Below are 20,999 nucleotides of genomic sequence, written 5' to 3'. Positions count from 1 at the left end.
TTTCAAAATTCTAAGATGTCATTTTTACTTTTTTCTTCGTCGTTGTCCATTTACCCCGACTTGGACTCATTACCAAGTCATTGAAGGCTAACACATTCAAATCTCTTTGAATGGTGCGAGGAGTGATGTTAAACTCTTCGACTAAATCCTGTGTAGTCACTTCTCCTTTATTGAGGATAAACATATACACGTCTTTAATACGATTAAGCATTCTATCAGTAGTTGGCTTCATTTCTAAAAACCACTCCTTCGATCTTAAATTCTCATGGCATAAGACTAGCGGACGACAAAATATGTGCGGAGTGCACTTAGGCTTTAGTAGTTTGCCTTAGACATCCCCTTTTCTGAAAGTTTGGTCAGAATTGATGTTCTGACACATACATTATAGCGGAAAACCAAACAGATTTCCAGAAATGAGAGACGAAAAACACTATTTTTACAGAAAATTCATATATTTAATATTCCTAGAAATAGAGGATGCCGATTAAAGTCAAATGATTATTGTAATTTTAACAAGAAGGAGTACAATAACAATATTATAAAAATGAGGTGTAGTGATGGATTGGTTACAACTGGCTCAGGAAAGAAAAGAAGAGCTTATAAAAGAATTGCAGCAATTGATTCAAATAGAAAGTGTAAAAGATGAAAATAATTTTTCTGATATAATGCCTTTCGGTGCTGGTCCGAAAGCAGCATTGGAATTTATGCTTCAAAAAGGTGTGGAGCAAGGGATGACTACAAAAAACGTGGATCATATGGCCGGCCATATTGAAATGGGCCAAGGTGAAGAACTTGTCGGTGTGCTTTGCCATGTCGATGTTGTACCTGCCGGAGATGTCGCTAGTTGGACGTATCCTCCGTTTGAAGGGCAAGTGGCAGATGGAAAATTATTTGGTCGTGGTGCGATTGATGACAAAGGTCCAACAATGGCGGCTTGGCTGGCGATGAAACTGATTCACGATGCGAAAATCCCTTTGAAAAAACGAGTACGAATGATAATTGGTACAGATGAAGAAAGCGGTTTCCAATGCGTGACGCGCTACTTCGAAAAAGAAGAAATGCCGACAATTGGTTTTGCACCTGATGCAGACTTTCCGCTAATCAACGCTGAAAAAGGTATTGCCCATTTAACGTTTTCAAGTAAAGAAAAACGATCAAGCGATGAGCAATTACTGTCATTCTATGCAGGTAACCGAACAAATATGGTGCCGGATGAAGCAACTGCTACTTTAAAATATGCCGAAAAGAGCACAAATGAGAATTTTCTGAAATATTTAAAAGAAAATGACGTTGAAGGTACTTTCACTAAAAACGATAATGGGATTATAATTGTTTTGAAAGGTAAATCAGCCCATGCAATGGAACCGGAAAAAGGACGAAATGCAGCGGTTTATTTAGCGAAGTTTTTACAAAATGTTGTGACGACAAATCAGAGTAAGTCGTTTGTCGATTTTATTGTCCGTGTTTTTGACAACGATCATTACGGCACAGCATTGGACTTCCAATTTGAAGATGCGATGTCAGGACCGACAACATTAAATCCGGGAATCGTAACTTTTGATGAGCGCGGTTCGTCAATTGAAGTAAGTATGCGCTATTCCGTGACATATCCGTTTGAAGAAAAAATAACGAAAGTACAGGCATTATTACAGCATGAAGCTTTTACGTTAGATGTAGTGAGCAATTCAATCCCGCATTATGTAAGCGAGGAAGATGAATTGATACAAACATTGCTCCAAGTTTATCGCAAATACAGCAATGATTTCTCGAAGCCTCTTTCAACAGGCGGAGGGACATATGCGCGCGTCATGAAAAAAGGGGTCGCATTCGGCATGCTGTTCCCTGGTGAACAGGATGTTGCCCATCAGGCAGATGAATTTGTTGATATTGAAAACTTGATAAAAGCGACTGCCATTTATGCAGAAGCAATTGTAAATTTAGCAACTAACTAATTAAAAGGTGGTATTTGAGATGAGCTTTAGTTTATGGAATGATCAAATTGTAAAAAATGAAGAAGTGCTGGTAGACAAGGAAGACCGCGGTTACCAATTCGGTGACGGTGTGTATGAAGTCGTGAAAGTATATAACGGGGAACTTTTCACAGCAACTGAACATATTGACCGTTTTTATGACAGTGCTGAAAAAATCCGTATTACGATTCCTTATACGAAAGATAAATTACACCAATTACTGCATCAACTGGTTGAGGCGAACAACATTGACACAGGTCATGTTTACTTCCAAATTACTCGTGGTGCCGGCCCTCGTAACCACATTTTCCCTGGTGATGATGTGAAACCGGTAATAACAGGGAATGCAAAAGAAAATCCACGCCCATTGGAAAACTTTGAAAAGGGTGTAAAGGCAACATTTGTGGAAGATATTCGCTGGCTGCGTTGTGATATTAAATCATTAAACTTGCTTGGCGCGGTTCTTGCAAAACAAGAAGCATATGAAAAAGGCTGCTATGAAGCGATTTTACACCGTGAAGAGATTGTTACAGAAGGTTCATCTTCAAACATTTACGGTATTAAAGATGGTGTGCTGTACACACACCCGGCCAATAACCTGATTTTAAACGGGATTACACGTCAAGTAATTATTAAATGTGCAGCGGAAATCGGACTTACTGTTAACGAACAGGCAATGACGAAAGAACAGCTGCTTGCAATGGAAGAAGTAATCGTTTCTTCAACGACATCAGAAGTAACACCAGTTATTGAAATTGACGGTACTGTGATCGGCAACGGCACACCGGGTGAATGGACACGTAAATTACAAGCACAATTCGAAACAAAAATTCCAAAAGGGATTAAAGCTTAATCTGGTACGATGTATTATTTTAGAAAGCTAAAATTTAATTTTTAACAAGTTGATTGGAATGGAAGGGAGGCGACTCCAGCGGGAATAGCGCGAGCCTGAGACTACAGGCTCAGGCCGTGCCCGCGGAAAGCGTCCGACCCGGAATGGAAATCAACTCCGATGGTTTGGGAAAGAATTATAATTACACAATTTAATAAAATAGCGCCTTGCTAATCGGCAAGGCGCTATTTTTTTGGGCAGATAACCTGTAAAATGTAATGTAATAAAAAATAGGAATGAACTTAGGGAGTAGATAAAATGGCTCAGTTAATAAAACTTCAAGATTATATTTCACGATATGAAATTGACTTGGCACGCTATCCGACGCAGTTTATTCGCTTAAAACAAAATCAGTGGGAGCGGATAAAGTATCAATGGCAGACTGGAGAAACAATCGAGCGTTGGGAACATATAGAGGAAGAGGTGAAGGAAGAGAAGAAAAAGTCGCTTTTCCAAAAACTTTTCCCTTTTAAAAAAGATGTACCGGAAGAAGAACAAGAAGATATCGAAAAAGTGACCATTTCCAATGAGTGGGCAACAGAGGGAGATTCGCATCAAGAAGAGGATACAACGCTAAATTTTGAACCGAATCTAGTCTACACGCCAAAAACATTGGAAGAACTAAAAAAAATGTTCATCGATCAGTTTTTTCATTTCCAAATGAAATGGGCGAGTTCGACATTACGTGAAAAATCTTATGTAGATCCAAAATTTATGCGCGATACATTATTGCGTTCCATGCTTCAAACATTACCGGACAATTACTTAGTATTCTATTATCCGATTTTACGAGTGAAAAAAGCGCCGATTGAGTTGGATATTATTATTATGACACCGACAGAATGTCTGTGCATTACGGTTTTGGAACAGGAAAGTCAGGCGGTCTATATCGCAAATAGCGAACGCTTCTGGTTAAAGAAGGACGGGAAAAATGAAAAAAAAGTGTTAAGCCCTTTAATTCAGTTAAACCGGATGGAAAAAGTTGTCGAACAGATTTTTCATCAGAACAATATTGAACTGCCGATCCGTAAAGTGTTGTTAACACGAAACGGCTATATTGATTATCCTGGAACAATGTATGGTATATCATTTGTGGATAAACGGAAATTTCCGGAATGGATGGCACAATTAAAGCATTCTGTTTCACCGATGAAGCATATGCAAATACGAGGTGCACAAGCAATTTTAAATACAGTTCAAACAACATCTTTTCATCGGGATATTTGGAATACGGAAAATAAGGAAGATTGATGAATGGAAGTACATTTTATAATTAATCCTTATGCAGGAAACGGGCAGGGGATTAAGCGTTGGCGTCAGTTTGAACAACAGTTGGCAATCCCGTATCAAAGCCATTTGACAAAATACGAAGGACATACACTGCTGCTGGCCAATGAACTTGCCGGACGAGCGACAAAGGAAAACCCGGTCTGTCTTATTGCTATTGGCGGGGATGGGACGATTCACGAAGTGCTGAATGGCGCAATACATTTAAAAAATGTTTATTTAGGGGCAGTTTCAGCAGGATCGGGTAATGATTTTGCCAGGGGATATCAAGCATTCAAAACGAGCAAACAGGTCGAGCAATTTATAAATACAGTAAATAGCTCCTCTCATGATTGTGGAGTAGTGAGACAAGGCGGAACAACTAAATACTTCATTAATAATTTTGGTGTTGGATTTGATGCATTAGTCGCGGGTATCGCTAACAGGTCCTCGCTGAAAAGGTCGCTTAATAAATGGAAACTGGGAAAGCTGAGCTATCCTTATTACGTCATTCATGCCGTTTAAGCTCACCATTTCCTGTGAAGGGAAAATTAAGCAATATCAAAATGTATGGTTTGTAACGGCCAGCAACCAGCCTTATTTTGGCGGGGGGATGAAGTTGTCTCCTAATTCTATTACATCCGATGGCCAGTTCGAATTGACAGTCGTCTCCAATTTGTCGAAATGGAAATTATTATTCCTTTTTGGGACTGTATTTTTAGGAAAGCATACTTTGTTGAAGGAAGTCGAGCAGTTTGCAGCAATGGAAGCAAAGTTGCTTTTTGATGAACCAGTCATGGCACATGCAGACGGTGAAACACAAAAACTAGTAACCGGTCAAAACAAAATTCAAATAACCGTTCAGAAAAAAGCATGGAATTTAGCAAAATAAAAGCAAAAGATGCTATTTTCCGTTATAATATGATGCAGCTACACAATAGAAAAGAGGATAAGTAAGTGAGATTAAAGCATAAACCATGGGCAGCGGAATATATTCAACAACATCCTGATGTAATTATTCCAAACCCGGAAGATTATAAAGGCAAGTGGACTGAAGCATTCGGCAACGACAACCCGATTCATATCGAAGTTGGTACGGGTAAAGGGCAATTCGTTTTAGGGATGGCACTGCAAAATCCGGAGATTAACTATATCGGTATTGAATTATTTGATAGTGTGATCGTTTGTGCCCTTGAAAAAATTGAAGCAGCGAACAAACCATCTAATTTACGTTTATTAAAAGTTGATGGTGCGAAGCTGGAAGAGTTTTTCGGAAAAGGGGATGTGGACCGTGTATATCTGAACTTCTCGGATCCATGGCCAAAAGTGCGCCATGCAAAACGTCGCCTAACACACGAAGGATTCCTGGAAATTTATGAGAACATTTTAGTTGATAACGGTGAAATCCATTTTAAAACGGATAACCGTGGTCTTTTTGAATATTCACTCGTAAGTATGAACGAGTATGGTATGGCATTAAACTATGTATCGCTGGACTTACATGCCAATATGCCGGAAGATAATATTATGACAGAATACGAGGAGAAATTCTCGAAGCTCGGTCAGCCAATATATCGACTAGAATGCCAATACAAGACGAAATAATTAACGATTTAGGGGGATGGAGAAATGGATCGATTTGAATTTCACAACATGACACTGACATGGTTACATGGGGGTGTTACAGCACTGGATGGCGGGGCTATGTTTGGGGTAGTGCCAAAAGCACTGTGGTCTCGTAAATATCCGGTAAATGAACTGAACCAGATTGAATTAGCATGTGAACCAATCTTAATTCAATACGAGGGGAAAAATTATTTAATCGATTCGGGTGTAGGTGCCGGTAAATTAAATGAAAAGCAGCTTCGCAATTTCGGCGTTTCCGAAGAATCAACAATTGAAAAAAGCTTAGCTGAAGCTGGATTAAAGCCAAGTGATATTGATGCAATTTTAATGACACATCTTCACTTTGATCATGCTGGCGGTTTAACGAAGTGGGAAGGGGACAAGCTTGTTCCAGTTTTCCCGAATGCAGTTATTCACACGACACAAATTGAATGGGATGAGATGCGCAATCCGAATATTCGTTCGAAAAATACGTATTGGAAAGAAAACTGGGAGCCTGTACAGCATTTAGTTTCAACATATGAAGGGGAGCTGGAAGTAGCTCCAGGCTTAAAAATGATCCATACGGGTGGTCATAGTGAAGGTCATGCGATTGTTCGCCTGGAGCAAAATGGGGAAGTAGCGCTACATATGGCGGATATTATGCCGACACATGCCCACCAAAATCCGCTTTGGGTATTGGCGTATGATGATTACCCGATGACAAGCGTATTTGCGAAAGAAAAGTTGATGAAAGAAGCACTTGAAAATGGCTACCGCTTTATTTTCTATCATGATGCGTATTACCGCATGATTCAATGGGATACAACAGGCAAAGAAGTAAAAGACAGCCTCGAACGTTCGAAACCGGCATTGATTAAGTAAAAACGAAAGCACCTGCATAGTTTACGATGCAGGTGCTTTTCTTATCGATTGTGTACTTTTAGCATACTTGTGTTCACAATGATTAAAGGTAAAGAAAATACTTTGATGTAAAGCAGAAAAAATGCGATGACAAAATCACGTCATCGCATCCTTAACATTATATTTGTTTAATATCTACAATGGCACCGGAACGGGCATCTGCTGCGAACTCGTAGTTCTCAAGCTCGCCGTTAATTGTACGAGAAATACCTCCACGATAGACCGGTGTTTCTGTAAAGCCATTACTGAAGTTTTCAGTTTTCATGTAAATCCAAGAACCATCAATTGGTGCATGCTTTTTAAATTCATCTTTAATGTTGGCTAAAATATGATCTGGATTCGCAAATGGTGCGACACGATTGCTCATTTCTTTAACAATGACAGCTGCTGCTATCCCTGTTACAACCCCTATTGTAAAGTCTTTTAAATTCATTTCAAAATACCTCCTCAAAATAGTGACTACCTATACTTTATCATATTCTGAAAATAGAGTAAAAATAATAGAAGGTTCGAAAGTCGAAATATTACTTGCAATTTGTGGTATAATGAAGGTAAATCTACATTTAGAGGTGTTGCAGAATGAATCAAGATACACTTGCTCTTTTTAAAACATTAACAGAATTGCCTGGTGCACCAGGGAATGAACGTGCAGTCCGAAATTTTATGCGCTCGGAATTAGCGAAATATTCTGATGAAGTTATTCAGGATAATTTAGGCGGCGTATTCGGCGTGCGTAAAGCTAAAGAAGAACAAGCGCCAAAAATTTTAGTCGCTGGCCATATGGATGAAGTCGCGTTTATGGTTACTTCCATTGCTGAAAACGGCATGATCCGTTTCCAAACACTTGGCGGCTGGTGGAACCAGGTAATGCTGGCACAACGCGTTACAGTTTATACGAAAGATCGTGAAATTCCGGGTGTTATTGCATCAATTCCGCCACACTTACTGACTGATGCGGAACGTTCGAAACCGATGGATATAAAAAATATGCTGATCGATATCGGAGCGGATTCAAAAGAAGATGCCAAGAATTTAGGTGTACGACCAGGTCAATCCATTATTCCGGTATGTCCTTTCACACCGATGGCCAACCCGAAAAAAATTATGGCGAAAGCCTGGGATAACCGTTACGGCTGTGGATTAGCAATTGAACTTTTAAAAGAGATTCATGGTCAGGAAGTGAAGAGCCATATTTATTCCGGAGCAAATGTTATGGAAGAGGTCGGTTTACGTGGAGCAGCGGTTTCATCGAATATGATCAAGCCTGATCTGTTTTTTGCATTGGATGCTTCCCCGGCGAACGATACATCGGGTGATAAAAATGAATTCGGTCAACTAGGTAAAGGGACATTACTCCGAATCCTGGACCGTTCAATGGTTACACACCGAGGTATGCGTGAATTCGTGCTGGATACAGCAGAATCAAACAATATTTCATACCAATATTTCGTTTCTCAAGGTGGTACAGATGCAGGACGTGTGCACACACAAAATGACGGAATTCCATCGGCAGTAATCGGGGTTTGCTCACGATATATTCACACTTCTGCTTCGATTATTCATGTAGATGACTATGCAGCGGCGAAAGAACTGCTAGTGAAATTAATCCAAAGTGCAGACCGTTCTACAATCGAATCTATTCGCGCAAACGTATAAAAAAAGTCAATATTATATTATAATACAAGGATGCGAACTTATCGCATTCTTGTTTTTTAGTTGCGGACAATAGGTTAACGTGACTTACATAAAAATCGGTAAACCAGTTTTTATAGGTATAGACCGTTTAAAAAATGAACAGCTTGGAGATGAAATAATGAAAGTAGCAGTCGGATCGAAAAATAAAGCAAAATTAGGTGCCGTTGAAGCAATTGTTAAACAGTATTTCCCGGAAGCGGCAATAGAAAATATGGATGTACCTTCTGATGTGTCGATTCAGCCATTCTCAAATGAAGAAACAAGACAGGGTGCAATCAATCGTGCACGTCATACGATGATGCTGACAAATGCTGATATAACATTTGGACTTGAAGGCGGCGTCGATGAAATTGAAGGAACAATGTATTGCTGTAATTGGGGGGCGGCTGTTTTAAAGGATGGCACAGTCATAGCCAGCTCAGGAGCACAATTTGCCTTACCTGAAGAAATTGCACAGGAGCTTCGTATGGGAAAGGAACTTGGACCAGTGATGGACGTCTATACAAATAGCGAAAATATTCGTCATCATCAAGGGGCAGTGGGTATTTTTTCAAATAATCTGATTGACCGAAAAGAAATGTTTGAACACATTGTTAAGTTATTAGTTGGCCAAATACTGTATAAAATGAATAAAGATCAAAAGGACCAGATATAGAGCACATTTGTTGCATTACGGCTTGAAAAATATTTATGATACGATTGAACGTTTGAAAGAGAGGGAAAACAATGAGTCGTAAATGGATACATGCGTTTTTGCTTACTTCACTTGTTGTTATATTATCAGCATGTAGTCAAACAGTCGAAGAACAGGCACAAGCAGGGATGGAAAATGCTGAAACAATATTTAGCAGCGAACCGAATAAAGCAAACAAAACGATTGGACATATAGAGTTATACTTACCAAATGGATATAGTATTGAAAAAGGAATCGATGAATTGAATTATACGATTCTGAACGGTAAAGATTCCTATATACTATTCGTCAATCAAAACGAACCGGAAGACAGTCAGTTACAGTATGATCTATTAAAGCAGGAAAATAAAAATGAAATCGTTGAAGAGAAAACATTCGATGCGGCTGGCCAATTCGGATTTTCTGCTGTCACAAAATTTCCTGAAGAAAAGTATGAGCTGATTGTTAATTTAGGCGGCGTAAAGCTGTCGACTATTTCCGTGGATAAGAAGATTGACGATAAAATCCAGGAAATGATGGAAATTGTAAAAACAGTGAAAGTGATTGATTAGTTGAAGCATTGTACAAGCATTGAGTAAAGTAATCACATGGCTTTTTTGTTACAATAGAAGAAGTAAACGGAACGGTTCACATTTGTGAGCCGTTTTTGATTAGATAAAGGAGTGGTTGAATGGAATCGAAACAGTTAGTAGCTGAACTGAAGACTAAATTAGGTGAGGCAAACTTTACATTCACATTCGATGAAAAGCATGACAAATTACGTCTTGAACATAAAAAAATCGGACGAGGGATGGATATCTCTTTACCCGAAATTTTAACGAAGTACGAAACGAAAAAACAGCAGGCAATTGATGAAGTGATTTATACAATTGAGCAAACGTTTTTAGCGATGCAACGGGAAGAAGAAAAGGGCTTTGGCGGACTTGCTTCTGTTTATCCGATCATCCGCTCAACGTCCTTCCCTAAAAAGTCAAATGATGGACATGCATTTGTCATGACAGACCATACGGCGGAAACACGTATTTATTATGCACTCGATCTAGGCACAACTTATCGTTTAATTGATGAATCAATGTTGCCGAAATTAAACGTAACAGAAGAGCATATACGCGAAGCAGCCCGTTTTTCTGTGAAAAAATTGCCGACTTCTGTAAAACGGGATGAAGTTTCAGGCAATATTTATTACTTTTTAAATCAGAATGACGGTTATGATGCAAGCCGAATACTAAATGAAAGCTTTTTAAAGGAAATGGAAAGCCAAATTGAAGGCGAAATGACGGTATCTGTCCCACACCAGGATGTATTAATTATTGGTGATATTCGGAATGAAGTAGGGTATGATGTATTAGCGCAGATGACGATGCATTTCTTTACAGTTGGCGCGGTTCCAATTACGAGCTTGTCATTTGTATATGAAAACGGTCATTTAGAACCGATATTTATTTTAGCGAAAAACAAAGTAAAAAAGGAGCAAGAAGAAAAATGAAAGTAGCTTACAACAAAGCACATGTAGGAGATGTCCTACTAGTTCAATTAGCAATGGAGCCAATCGTAAAAACAGCGATGGATCTCGCTGGCGATGTAGCCATCCTAAAAGAAGAAACAACTGGTGAAGTGAAAGCATTCAACCTTTTTAATGCAAGCAAATACGTAGAACTGGATGTTGCAGGGAATGTAGAAGTAACACCGGAACTTGTAGATAAATTAGAAGCGGCTTTACAAGCAAATGGCGCAGAAATTTCTTTAGAAGTAGATTTTTCTCCAAAATTTGTAGTCGGCTATGTTGAATCAAAAGAAAAGCATCCAAATGCAGATAAACTAAGTGTTTGTAAAGTGAACGTTGGGGATGAAACATTACAAATCGTATGTGGCGCACCGAATGTAGATGCAGGCCAAAAAGTAGTTGTCGCAAAAGTTGGTGCTGTGATGCCTTCTGGTTTGTTGATCAAAGAAGGAAACTTACGTGGTGAAGATTCATTCGGGATGCTTTGCTCTGCACGTGAACTGGCAATTCCAGGCGCACCGGAAGTAAAAGGTATTTTAGTACTGGATGATTCTGCAGAAGTAGGAAGCCCATTTGAGGTTTCAACTCGTTAATTAGTACGAAAAGTTAGTATGTTGAGCTGAGTCTCTCATACTAACTTTTTTTTATCCTTAAAAATATCAGCGACAAAGCGCATTTACCCGGCAAATATGATATGCTTTTGAGGTGTATATTATTTATATACTGTATTTAATATAAGAAATAAAGACCGTCTCAAATAGTGGAATTTGTACGGCAATGTTTTTAAGGAAAGAAGTGGTTAATTATGAGTTGGATTAAAAATAAATTTAATAAACTATTTAAAATGGATCCAGATGAAGAATATGATGATTATGAAGAGTATTCCCAACTGGATGATATAAACCAATCAAAACAAACTGAGGCGCAGCAAAATTATCAGGAAGAAAAAGAAGCACCGAAAAAAGCATTCCGATTCCCTTTAATAGAAGATGATTATGAGGAAACAGCGAATCAAGAAAATGAGCAGAGACAAACAACGCGATTTTATGATGATGACAAGGAAAAATTGACATTACCAAATTATTTGCAAAAGCATACAGTACAGGAAGTATATGATGTCGAAGTATCTGGTATACGAGATTTACTGGAACGCCGCCGTAAAGGGAAAGGTCAAACAAATGTTGTGCACACAAGAGATCCTGTTCGTCGCTTGCCAAATTTAAAAGAAGAACGGGAAGCAATACGCCATAATAAGCCTGTACGAGCGGAGAGATTGGAAAACAAAGAAATTCTAAAACCGATCGAAATTAGGAAACGTTTTATTCCTACCGATGTTCCGTCCCCTGTACACGGTTTTAAAAAGCCGTCATCGATTGAAACATTAATCGAAAAACAGCAGGAAGAAAAGCTTAAAAATAAGGAACAGCAACATTCATCAATAATTGAATCTGTGCAGAATGAAACGCCAGAACATTTGGTCGAACCAGTTGCTGTACCATCACCAGATGAAGATCAACAGACAGTAATAGAGCAGCAGGAACATGTAATACACGAGTCTTCTTCAGCAGTTGAGATTCCACAAACAGAACCAGTTGAATCAGAAACAGAACCTGAGCTTGAGCATGAAGAAGTGGTTTTAGTCGAAAAGGATGAACCAACTGAGGTAGACCAACAACCAATGGAAGAAACGATACTTGAGCAACAGAACGAAGCAGTGACTGACATAGGAAATGAACAGGAAGATACTGTAAAAGTTGACACACCTGTTGCAGAAACAATCAATGATGTACAAGTGAAGCATGTGACGATTGAAAACTCGACGATTCACATTGGACAATTGAATGTAGAGCAAATGCCACCATCTGAGGAAGCGACTATCATTGAGCAAAATAAGGAAAAAGCGGACATAGTACAGCCGATCAGCACAAGAAGCCGTGTTCCTTTTAATGTGGTAATGCTGAAGTCAGATAAGCAAAAATTAATGACGAAGCAATTTGTCGAGCAGCAACTTAGTCTACAAAGTAAAAAAAATAAAGAAGACGAAGTTAAGCGAGAAGAGAGTGTAAATACGTTTGAAGAGCCAAATGAAGCTTTTACTGAACGAGAAAATTTTGTGCAACATGAAAACGATGTTGAAGTGGAAACTTTTTATCAAGATACTCAAACAACTCAGAATGATGCACGGGAAGCACATGAAAATGATCAAGTCATTACTTTTAACGAGCAAGTCGTAAAGCATGAACCAAACAGTCAGCTTGAAGAGGGAACGATGAGGAATTCTACTTCTACATCAATTGGATTGCTGGAACGTGAATCCGTTGTACCGGCACAAGAAGATGAACTTTTAGAAGTTGCTGCAACTACGGAAGCGATAGTGGAAGAAGTTCCAGAAACATTGGATATTCAAGGAGTACCCGAAATTCAAGAAGTGACCGTACTTCCTTTAGTTAATGAAGAGGAAGATCCGATTGTTGAAGAAACGTCAGACATAAAAGAATCTACTTCACAAGAATTGGCAGTGGATGAAGCGGAAACTTTAATAGAAGCACCTCCAGTTAAAAGAATACCTTATGTAAAACCACCTCTTGAATATTTAGTACCACCGGAGGAAATGGTAGAAGACCGTGACTGGATGGATGAGCAAGGCGAAAATTTAGTGGAAGCACTATCGCATTTCCAGGTTCAGGCACAAATTGAATCGATCGTACAAGGACCTGCTGTTACGCAATTCGAAATTACGGTAGGGCACGGGACGAAAGTAAGTAAAGTCCGCAATTTAACGGATGATATTAAATTGGCATTGGCTGCAAAAGATATTCGTATTGATGCGCCAATTCCGGGGAAACGTTCAATCGGTATTGAAATTCCAAACCGGATTTCGCGTTCGGTCCGTCTTTCTGAAGTGACAGAATCAGCATCGTTTAAAGATTCTGATTCTCCATTAGAGGCGGCACTGGGCTTGGACTTAACAGGGAAGCCTGTCACAATCGACTTACGGAAAATGCCGCATGGTTTAATTGCCGGAGCGACAGGATCGGGTAAATCGGTATGTATTAACTCGATTTTAGTCAGCCTGCTTTATAAAGCAAATCCGAATGAATTAAAGCTAATGCTGATTGACCCGAAAATGGTGGAACTGGCTCCATTTAACCATATTCCGCATTTAGTCAGCCCTGTTATTACAGATGTTAAAGCGGCTACCGCAGCATTAAAGTGGGCAGTAGAAGAAATGGAAAGACGTTATGAGTTATTTATGCACAGCGGTGCACGTAAAATAGAAGCATATAATAAAATGTGTGATGCAAATGGTATGTATGCACAGAAGCTACCATACTTATTGATTGTCATCGATGAGTTGGCAGATTTAATGATGATGTCTCCACAAGATGTGGAAGATAGCATTGTGCGAATTACGCAAAAGGCCCGTGCTGCAGGAATTCATTTGATTGTTGCTACACAGCGCCCTTCTGTAGATGTTATTACAGGCCTGATAAAATCAAATATTCCAACGCGTATCGCCTTTTCTGTATCATCGCAAATCGACTCTCGTACAATATTGGATTCGCAGGGCGCAGAACGATTGCTTGGTCGCGGAGATATGCTATATTTAGGAAATGGAATGTCGGCTCCAACCCGTATTCAAGGTACATTTGTTACAGATGACGAAATCGAAGAAATTATCGAGTATGTACGTGAACAAGGAGAGCCACAATATATTTTTAAACAGGAAGAATTATTAAAACGCTCAGAAACAATAGAGGAACAAGATGAGTTGTTTGAAGAGGCATGCCGATTTGTGTTTGAACAAGGCTCAGCATCGACATCACTTTTACAACGCCGTTATCATATTGGCTATAATCGAGCAGCTAGATTAATCGATATGTTAGAGCGACATGGTTATGTTTCAGAACCAAAAGGAAGCAAACCGAGAGATGTATATATTACAGAAGAAGAGCTGTTTGAGCAATTTGGAGGCTAAAGAACTAGGTAATTGGACAAATGAAAAAATTTGAATTGTCGTTCAATTATCGTAACGTGTATTTAGTGCTATAATGTAGGCATACTTTGAAACAATAAAATTGATAATTCAATGGGGTCTTCGTATCCTAGGAGGGTTTTATAAATAATGACACGCTATCATTTTACCGGTATTAAAGGTTCAGGCATGAGTTCCCTGGCGCAAATCCTATTTGATGCAGGAGAACAAGTTCAAGGTTCCGACTATGAAACATATTATTTCACGGAGCAACCATTACGTGACCGAGGAATAGAAATTTTAAATTTTGATGAAAACAATATTAAAGAAGGTTTAACAGTTATTGCAGGGAATGCATTTAATGATGATCATCCAGAATTAGTGCGTGCACGGGAGCTAGGTGTTGAAGTCATTCGCTATCATAAGTTTTTAGGCGAGTACAGCAATCGCTATACTTCAATTGCCATTACAGGTGCACATGGTAAAACGTCTACGACTGGTTTAATGAGCCATGTTGTAGGCGGTTATATGCCGACATCTTATTTAATCGGTGATGGTACTGGTTCAGGTAAAGAAGATGCTTCCTATTTTGTTATGGAAGCATGTGAATACCGTCGCCACTTTTTAGCGTATCATCCGGATTATGCAATCATGACGAATATCGATTTTGATCACCCGGATTATTTCACGAGCATTGATGATGTATATGATGCTTTCCAACAGCTGGCTTTACAAGTGAATAAAGCAATTATTGCCTGCGGGGATGATGAACAGCTTCAGAAAATTCAAGCCAATGTACCAGTGGTTTATTATGGTTTTGATCCTGCAAATGATTTTTCTGCGCGTAATATTGTTAAAACATCGGAAGGAACGGAATTTGATGTTTATGTACGTAATGAGTTTTACAGTAAATTCTTTATTCCGTTATTCGGTGACCATACGATTTTAAACACGTTGGCGGTAATTTCACTGTGTCATTATGAAGGAGTTCCGGCAAAGCTGATCCAAGAACGCCTAAATACGTATGGCGGGGTAAAACGTCGCTTTACTGAAACGAAAGTTGGCAATGCGATCTTAGTGGATGATTATGCACACCACCCGACAGAAATTGCGGCAACTTTGCAATCAGCTCGACAAAAATATCCTGAGCGTGAAGTTGTAGCGGTATTCCAGCCACATACGTTTACTCGAACTAAAGCATTTTTACAAAACTTTGCGGATAGTTTGAGCGGTGCCGACGCAGCCTATTTATGTGATATTTTTGGTTCTGCACGCGAAAAGCAAGGAGAGCTTACGATTAATGATTTAGCTAACTTAATTGATGGCTGTACTGTTTTAACAATTGAAACAGTAGATCAACTTAAAAAACATGAAAATGCCGTGTTCCTGTTTATGGGAGCGGGAGATGTTCATAAATATCAAGATGCATTTGAAGCAATTTTGAATTAATTGAAAAACAGCTTAACCTGGAAGTAGAAGGATAAGCTGTTTTTCCATACATAAAATGAACTTTAATCAGTAGGGGTTTCTTCAACCCCTATTGATTGTTAGTTTCACCAATCTTGCATTTCCCTAGCCTTTTTACCCTGATAAACACTAGAGGCGGAAGTCTTACTTCACGTTAATGCGGGATAAATGTTGGAACTTCTATTCATTAAGGGTTTTATTCATCAAGAGATTGGGGAATATGAAAGCATGGACAAAATGGTCATTCGCCTTTAGTGAATAAATAAATAACAAATTAGAAGTATTCACGTATGAAAAGCTTGAATTTCATGAGGTTTTAGCGAAAAAAATGCTTTTCTAGGAAAAGGATTGTCGCAATTTTTGTCGAATGTATTAATTGGAACTAGATAGAGGAGGTTATTTTTGATGGAAGTATTACTTTATATTGCGGCATTAGTGGCTGCAATCGGATTTTTAGTCCTATGTGTAAGTATTGGTATGACATTGTTTTCTGTTAAGAATACTTTAAATTCGATTGCGGGAACAGTTGCTGGTATCGAAGGACAAATGGAAGGCATTACACGTGAGACGACGAGCCTGCTTACAAAAACAAACGCATTGGCAGATGATATTTCAGATAAATCGGAGAAGTTAAATTCAGTAATGCATGCTGTAAAAGGTGTTGGCGATTCTGTTAATAACTTGAATTCATCCGTTCAACGCATTACAACATCGATTTCAACAGAAGTGCATAAAAATGAAGATAAAATTGCGCAAGTCGTTCAATGGAGTAATGTAGCGATGGGGATTGCAGATCAATGGCGTCAGCGCAAGCCGATTAATGAAGAAGATGTAATTTATACAAGTACTAAAACAAATGAAACACCACCAAGTTTAGGTGGAAAGTCGAAATTTGGTTTCTTAAAACGTAAGTAATGGGAAAATGACACTCAATCACAAGGGGGATTTTTAAAATGGAAGAAAAACGCGTAAACTATGATTATAACCGATTAAATGATTCGATTTATGATGATGAAAAAATTCATGTAAAGGATTTTGTCATTGGTGCTTTAGTAGGCGGTATTGTCGGTGTAGCGACAGCCTTATTACTTACACCGAAGACAGGCAGTGAAATGCGTAACGATGTAGCAGTACAAGCTGTTACATTAAAGGATAAAGGCATTGAGCTTTCCGGCACGGCAAAGGAAAAGACTGCACAACTTTCATCGCAATTAAAAGAACAATCTTCTTCAATTGTTGAGAAAGTTAAAGCCAAAACAGCAAAACAACCACCTGCTTTCGATGATGGAACAGCTTCATCAGAAGGTGAAGAACCATTGCCATTAGATAAAATGTTAGATGAAGAAGTACTCGCTGCCGAATCTCCGGATCCAGATAGCGTAAATACAGATCCAGATATCGCAGCAAACTCAACTCGTCATTCAGATGTTCAATAAAAAAAGGCTCCCAAATATTTGGGGGGCCTTTTTTTTATTAACCAACAATCGGCTGATCAGTTAGATGGATTTCCAGTTGATCGCCACCAAATATTTCAGCATCAAATGAAGAAGGCTGCCCATTCTTTAAAATCGTAAAGGACCCTTTAAATGACGCAGGAAGCTGCCAGCTGGAAAATCGAAAGACATCCTGATAAATCCATTTGCTTGACTCTTTTTCGATAATACTAATTGTAGCCCCATTCGGCACTGTTGCTTCACGCTGTACAACTTGACCGTTTACAGAAAACTCTCTCGCTGTTTTTACAAGTTCCACCTGTTCTTGCTGGAACGTAACAATCACCTTTTCTTCCAATAACAAATTCAAATGGGCGGCAATTTGCTCAGCAGTGGGTAAATGATGCTGTTTAAATGTAATTTTATCACTATTTTGAACAGGGTAATGCAGTTTCCCGGGCTTACCATTAATGTAAAGCTGAGATGAAAAATCAGGGAAGGATACAGGTTTCCCATCGATATGGACAAAATACGGTTCGAACTGCTTTGCATGTATAGAATAGTTTATTAATTTCAATACATCTTCCACCGTTTCGCTTGTTTCGACGACAATTACATCGCGGTCCTGTAAAAGAGAATCCATTTTTCCGATTTTCCCGTTTACGAATATTTTCGGTCCAATAGTATATTGCGTTTCTTGGATTGTCACAATCTTTACGGAAGCATGATCAATAATTTCCCCTATCGTAACAGATGCGCCTGACCCATCTTTTCCGGGAATCAGTTGTATTTGATCTCCATTTTTAATAAGGGATTTAATCGATGCATGTTCACCATTCAATATGATCTGTGCTGGCTGCCCATGCTCCCCAGGTACGAAAACATTTTGACCGTTCACTGTAATCGACAAACCATGTCCTGGCTTTCCATATAGTTGTTTTGCTCTGACGTTCGCAGCCAAAAAAGCATCCCCGACTGTCATTTCCTTCAACTCAAAGAGGCGTACAACTTGTTCGTTTACTTTAATAGACATGTAATGAATCGGTGATTTTTGGGCGGCAATCGCAATCCCGATCGGTGTCACAAGCTCAGGCGTTGCTGCAATATGTGGTGCGCGTGTTAAATTCTGAATGGCATTCACATCACGTACCGCCACACGGTTAGCCGGTAAATTTAATATTTTTCCGATTTCTTCTGTTAAGTGGGGGGTTAAACTTCCTCCACCTACTAGCATGACCGCTTTTGGAGGCGTATTGTTGTTTAACCGTAAAATTTCTTCTCCGATGGACTTTGCCAAGTTTTCAATGGCAGGATATATTGCTTTGATCACTTCTTCACGTGGAAAATATTCGTCAAATCCTAAAATATCCTGAATAAGAACTTCATCACTCGTATGTAATTGTCGTTTGGCCATTTCAGCGACCGGAAAATCCAATAAATAATGGTCACTTAAACTTTCCGTAATTTCATCGCCAGCAGTCGGCACCATCCCATATGCTACAACCGTGCTTTTATCTGTAATGGCAATATCCGATGTTCCCGCACCAATATCAACAAGTGCTACATTCAAACGGCGCATTGAAGGAGGGATCAGCACATTTATTGCGGCAATCGGTTCTAAAGTGAGGGCTTCCATTTCCAAATTTGCCCGTTTTAATGCAGCAAGCAATGATTCCACAACAACACGTGGCAGGAAAGTGGCAATCACTTCTACGGATGCTTCCTCACCTTGCTGATCGAGAAGACTTCCAATTTCTTCACCATCCAGACGGAAATACAAAATAGAATAGCCGACACAGTAATAATGATTATTTTTTGTATCTTCCTTATGAAGCAATAATTGTTGCTGGGCCTGTTGTACTGCTTGCAGTTCCAGGCGGTTAATATCTTCTTCCGTAAAGATCGGTCGGTTTTTAATAGAAATGGAAACACTGGCCTGTTCGGTTTTTAATGCCCGTCCTGCTGCTGCAACACTTACTTTTTCCAAAGGTCCATGCGTCTCTTCCAATTCCTTCTTAATTTCCTGTATAAGCTCAGCTACGTACAAAACATTATGTATTTGACCATCAACCATTGCCCGTTCTTTATGTTCTCTTACTAAAATATCGGCCACATGATAGGTATCTGCATGTTGCTCTAAAATAATGCCGACAACGGAGCGTGTTCCGATATCAAGTGCGAACAATTTGTTTGCCATATGAAAACGCTTCCTTTCAATTATTATCACAATATACTTTAGCGAGTTGAATCGCTAAATTAAAAAGACGTGACATTCTACAATAGTTTGATTATAATAAGTTTATTACTTAAAAATGTATCATACTTTTTATTTATCTGAAAGTGCCGGATACGCAAAGAAGAGGGGTAGAGGAATATGCATCAACAAGATTTAGAAAGCTTACGCAGCCAGATTGACAGCTTGAACTTAGAAATTTTACGTTTAATTAATGAACGTGCATCAGTAGTAGAAGAAATCGGTAAAATTAAAGAAAAGCAAGGTGTCAATCGCTATGATCCACTTCGTGAGCGTCACATGCTTGACTTAATTAAGGAAAATAATAACGGTCCTTTAAATCAAATGACGGTTGATTATATTTTTAAACAAATCTTCAAAACAGCCCTTAAACAATTAGAAGCAGAAAAGAAAAAGGAATTACTCGTTTCACGTAAAGAAAAGTCAGAAGATACTGTCATTAATGTAAATGGTGAATTAATTGGTACAGGAGCTCCTTCTTTCGTATTTGGACCGTGTGCGGTTGAGTCATATGAGCAAGTTGCTGCAGTTGCTGCAACGATTCAGGAAAAAGGCTTAAAATTAATTCGCGGTGGTGCATACAAACCACGTACATCTCCATATGATTTCCAAGGCTTAGGTCTGGAAGGTCTAAAGATTTTAAAGGATGTTTCTAAAGAGTACGGTTTAGGTGTCATCACAGAAATCGTAACACCTGCTGATTTAGACCATGCATTGGACTACATCGATGTTATTCAAATTGGTGCCCGCAATATGCAAAACTTTGAACTGTTAAAAGCGGCTGGAGCAACAAATAAACCAGTTTTATTAAAACGTGGTTTAGCAGCGACAATCGATGAGTTTATTCATGCAGCAGAATACATTATGTCAAAAGGTAATGAAAACATTATTTTATGTGAACGCGGTATTCGCACATATGAAAAAGCAACTCGTAACACATTGGATATTTCTGCAGTTCCGATTTTAAAACAAGAAACACATTTACCGGTAATGGTGGACGTGACGCACTCTACAGGACGTCGCGATTTATTGTTGCCATGTTCAAAAGCGGCAATCGCTATTGGAGCAGATGGAGTAATGGCAGAAGTGCATCCAGATCCATCAGTTGCATTATCGGATCAGCAGCAGCAAATGGATATTCCAACTTTCAATGCTTACTACGAAGAACTTTTAAAATTCATGAAGCAATACGAAGTGTCAAAATAATCATTAATAAGCCCATGTTGAGTAATTTCAACATGGGCTTTCAATATGTCTGTACATTTTAATTTGACGGAAGTGGTAGAGTGATTTACAATTTTTAACAAGTGCTATCGTTT

The 20,999-nt window shown here is 38.9% G+C and carries 20 protein-coding genes; 17 read left to right on the top strand and 3 right to left on the bottom strand.

Annotation, left to right across the window (positions count from 1 at the left end):
* Nucleotides 1-10 precede the first annotated feature (10 nt).
* Nucleotides 11-232 carry a DeoR family transcriptional regulator gene (locus MHB58_RS14545; RefSeq protein WP_008408196.1) on the bottom strand — a complete coding sequence of 74 codons (222 nt, stop codon included), beginning with the start codon at nucleotides 230-232 and terminating at the stop codon, nucleotides 11-13.
* 325 nt (nucleotides 233-557) lie between these two features.
* Between MHB58_RS14545 and pepV the strand changes: the two genes are divergently transcribed.
* The 7 genes from pepV (at nucleotide 558) to MHB58_RS14510 (ending at nucleotide 6,618) form a co-directional block, all read left to right on the top strand.
* A complete protein-coding gene (gene pepV / locus MHB58_RS14540; protein WP_065215481.1) occupies nucleotides 558-1,952 on the top strand; it encodes a dipeptidase PepV in 1,395 nt (464 codons plus the stop codon).
* A gap of 19 nt (nucleotides 1,953-1,971) precedes the next feature.
* Nucleotides 1,972-2,823 (top strand): D-amino-acid transaminase, encoded by an 852-nt coding sequence (gene dat / locus MHB58_RS14535; RefSeq protein WP_065215482.1) that lies wholly within the window; start codon nucleotides 1,972-1,974, stop codon nucleotides 2,821-2,823.
* Nucleotides 2,824-3,120: 297 nt separating this feature from the next.
* Entirely contained in the window at nucleotides 3,121-4,113 is a 993-nt protein-coding gene (locus MHB58_RS14530) for a nuclease-related domain-containing protein (RefSeq protein ID WP_339262779.1), read from the top strand.
* A gap of 3 nt (nucleotides 4,114-4,116) precedes the next feature.
* Entirely contained in the window at nucleotides 4,117-4,653 is a 537-nt protein-coding gene (locus tag MHB58_RS14525) for a diacylglycerol/lipid kinase family protein (RefSeq protein WP_339262778.1), read from the top strand.
* Nucleotides 4,643-5,020: a diacylglycerol/lipid kinase family protein gene (locus tag MHB58_RS14520; RefSeq protein ID WP_339262776.1), complete on the top strand. Its 378-nt coding sequence runs from the start codon at nucleotides 4,643-4,645 to the stop codon at nucleotides 5,018-5,020. Before MHB58_RS14525 ends, MHB58_RS14520 begins: the two co-directional genes overlap by 11 nt.
* Nucleotides 5,021-5,085: 65 nt before the next feature.
* A complete protein-coding gene (gene trmB / locus MHB58_RS14515) occupies nucleotides 5,086-5,733 on the top strand; it encodes a tRNA (guanosine(46)-N7)-methyltransferase TrmB (RefSeq protein ID WP_339262774.1) in 648 nt (215 codons plus the stop codon).
* A gap of 24 nt (nucleotides 5,734-5,757) precedes the next feature.
* A complete protein-coding gene (locus tag MHB58_RS14510) occupies nucleotides 5,758-6,618 on the top strand; it encodes a YtnP family quorum-quenching lactonase (protein ID WP_008408207.1) in 861 nt (286 codons plus the stop codon).
* Between the two features lie 157 nt (nucleotides 6,619-6,775).
* Here MHB58_RS14510 and MHB58_RS14505 read toward each other — a convergent pair whose 3' ends face one another.
* Nucleotides 6,776-7,090 (bottom strand): hypothetical protein, encoded by a 315-nt coding sequence (locus MHB58_RS14505; protein WP_008408209.1) that lies wholly within the window; start codon nucleotides 7,088-7,090, stop codon nucleotides 6,776-6,778.
* A 146-nt stretch (nucleotides 7,091-7,236) separates the two neighbouring features.
* Here MHB58_RS14505 and MHB58_RS14500 point away from each other — a divergent pair, with 146 nt between their 5' ends.
* The 9 genes from MHB58_RS14500 (at nucleotide 7,237) to MHB58_RS14460 (ending at nucleotide 17,429) form a co-directional block, all read left to right on the top strand.
* Entirely contained in the window at nucleotides 7,237-8,313 is a 1,077-nt protein-coding gene (locus tag MHB58_RS14500; protein WP_340735463.1) for a M42 family metallopeptidase, read from the top strand.
* A 79-nt stretch (nucleotides 8,314-8,392) separates the two neighbouring features.
* The gene (locus MHB58_RS14495) at nucleotides 8,393-9,007 is read left to right on the top strand and encodes a DUF84 family protein (RefSeq protein WP_339262769.1); all 615 of its coding nucleotides are present in this window, start codon (nucleotides 8,393-8,395) and stop codon (nucleotides 9,005-9,007) included.
* 71 nt (nucleotides 9,008-9,078) lie between these two features.
* A complete protein-coding gene (locus tag MHB58_RS14490; protein WP_008408212.1) occupies nucleotides 9,079-9,597 on the top strand; it encodes a hypothetical protein in 519 nt (172 codons plus the stop codon).
* Nucleotides 9,598-9,716: 119 nt separating this feature from the next.
* Nucleotides 9,717-10,532, top strand: coding sequence for a DUF1444 domain-containing protein (locus MHB58_RS14485; protein ID WP_008408213.1), 816 nt, complete (start codon nucleotides 9,717-9,719; stop codon nucleotides 10,530-10,532).
* Complete coding sequence (gene ytpR / locus MHB58_RS14480) at nucleotides 10,529-11,143, top strand: YtpR family tRNA-binding protein (RefSeq protein WP_339262766.1); 615 nt, start codon at nucleotides 10,529-10,531, stop codon at nucleotides 11,141-11,143. Before MHB58_RS14485 ends, ytpR begins: the two co-directional genes overlap by 4 nt.
* Nucleotides 11,144-11,355: 212 nt before the next feature.
* A complete protein-coding gene (locus tag MHB58_RS14475; protein WP_339262765.1) occupies nucleotides 11,356-14,529 on the top strand; it encodes a DNA translocase FtsK in 3,174 nt (1,057 codons plus the stop codon).
* A 147-nt stretch (nucleotides 14,530-14,676) separates the two neighbouring features.
* The gene (gene murC / locus MHB58_RS14470; protein WP_065215490.1) at nucleotides 14,677-15,975 is read left to right on the top strand and encodes a UDP-N-acetylmuramate--L-alanine ligase; all 1,299 of its coding nucleotides are present in this window, start codon (nucleotides 14,677-14,679) and stop codon (nucleotides 15,973-15,975) included.
* A gap of 423 nt (nucleotides 15,976-16,398) precedes the next feature.
* Nucleotides 16,399-16,908: a DUF948 domain-containing protein gene (locus MHB58_RS14465; RefSeq protein ID WP_008408228.1), complete on the top strand. Its 510-nt coding sequence runs from the start codon at nucleotides 16,399-16,401 to the stop codon at nucleotides 16,906-16,908.
* A gap of 38 nt (nucleotides 16,909-16,946) precedes the next feature.
* Nucleotides 16,947-17,429, top strand: coding sequence for a YtxH domain-containing protein (locus MHB58_RS14460; protein WP_014823088.1), 483 nt, complete (start codon nucleotides 16,947-16,949; stop codon nucleotides 17,427-17,429).
* 37 nt (nucleotides 17,430-17,466) lie between these two features.
* Here MHB58_RS14460 and MHB58_RS14455 read toward each other — a convergent pair whose 3' ends face one another.
* Entirely contained in the window at nucleotides 17,467-19,623 is a 2,157-nt protein-coding gene (locus tag MHB58_RS14455; protein ID WP_014823089.1) for a cell division FtsA domain-containing protein, read from the bottom strand.
* Between the two features lie 177 nt (nucleotides 19,624-19,800).
* On the opposite strand from MHB58_RS14455, the gene MHB58_RS14450 reads away from it, so the two are divergent.
* Complete coding sequence (locus tag MHB58_RS14450) at nucleotides 19,801-20,886, top strand: bifunctional 3-deoxy-7-phosphoheptulonate synthase/chorismate mutase (RefSeq protein WP_008408231.1); 1,086 nt, start codon at nucleotides 19,801-19,803, stop codon at nucleotides 20,884-20,886.
* The last annotated feature ends 113 nt before the right edge of the window (nucleotides 20,887-20,999 follow it).

Origin of the sequence: Solibacillus sp. FSL K6-1554 (assembly GCF_038005185.1) — a bacterium.
Classification (GTDB): domain Bacteria; phylum Bacillota; class Bacilli; order Bacillales_A; family Planococcaceae; genus Solibacillus; species Solibacillus silvestris.
Note: the sequence above shows the minus strand (reverse complement) of the source record. Positions and strands in the feature narration are given on the sequence as shown.

Excerpts from the sequence above, each read along its gene's own strand:
- murC (WP_065215490.1), top strand. The coding sequence starts at position 14,677 with ATGACACGCTATCATTTTACCGGTATTAAAGGTTCAGGCATGAGTTCC.
- MHB58_RS14485 (WP_008408213.1), top strand. The coding sequence starts at position 9,717 with ATGGAATCGAAACAGTTAGTAGCTGAACTGAAGACTAAATTAGGTGAG.
- MHB58_RS14500 (WP_340735463.1), top strand. The coding sequence starts at position 7,237 with ATGAATCAAGATACACTTGCTCTTTTTAAAACATTAACAGAATTGCCT.
- MHB58_RS14505 (WP_008408209.1), bottom strand. The coding sequence starts at position 7,090 with ATGAATTTAAAAGACTTTACAATAGGGGTTGTAACAGGGATAGCAGCA.
- MHB58_RS14475 (WP_339262765.1), top strand. The coding sequence starts at position 11,356 with ATGAGTTGGATTAAAAATAAATTTAATAAACTATTTAAAATGGATCCA.
- MHB58_RS14530 (WP_339262779.1), top strand. The coding sequence starts at position 3,121 with ATGGCTCAGTTAATAAAACTTCAAGATTATATTTCACGATATGAAATT.
- MHB58_RS14520 (WP_339262776.1), top strand. The coding sequence starts at position 4,643 with ATGCCGTTTAAGCTCACCATTTCCTGTGAAGGGAAAATTAAGCAATAT.
- MHB58_RS14460 (WP_014823088.1), top strand. The coding sequence starts at position 16,947 with ATGGAAGAAAAACGCGTAAACTATGATTATAACCGATTAAATGATTCG.
- MHB58_RS14465 (WP_008408228.1), top strand. The coding sequence starts at position 16,399 with ATGGAAGTATTACTTTATATTGCGGCATTAGTGGCTGCAATCGGATTT.
- MHB58_RS14510 (WP_008408207.1), top strand. The coding sequence starts at position 5,758 with ATGGATCGATTTGAATTTCACAACATGACACTGACATGGTTACATGGG.
- pepV (WP_065215481.1), top strand. The coding sequence starts at position 558 with ATGGATTGGTTACAACTGGCTCAGGAAAGAAAAGAAGAGCTTATAAAA.
- dat (WP_065215482.1), top strand. The coding sequence starts at position 1,972 with ATGAGCTTTAGTTTATGGAATGATCAAATTGTAAAAAATGAAGAAGTG.
- MHB58_RS14450 (WP_008408231.1), top strand. The coding sequence starts at position 19,801 with ATGCATCAACAAGATTTAGAAAGCTTACGCAGCCAGATTGACAGCTTG.
- MHB58_RS14455 (WP_014823089.1), bottom strand. The coding sequence starts at position 19,623 with ATGGCAAACAAATTGTTCGCACTTGATATCGGAACACGCTCCGTTGTC.
- MHB58_RS14525 (WP_339262778.1), top strand. The coding sequence starts at position 4,117 with ATGGAAGTACATTTTATAATTAATCCTTATGCAGGAAACGGGCAGGGG.
- MHB58_RS14545 (WP_008408196.1), bottom strand. The coding sequence starts at position 232 with ATGAAGCCAACTACTGATAGAATGCTTAATCGTATTAAAGACGTGTAT.
- MHB58_RS14490 (WP_008408212.1), top strand. The coding sequence starts at position 9,079 with ATGAGTCGTAAATGGATACATGCGTTTTTGCTTACTTCACTTGTTGTT.
- ytpR (WP_339262766.1), top strand. The coding sequence starts at position 10,529 with ATGAAAGTAGCTTACAACAAAGCACATGTAGGAGATGTCCTACTAGTT.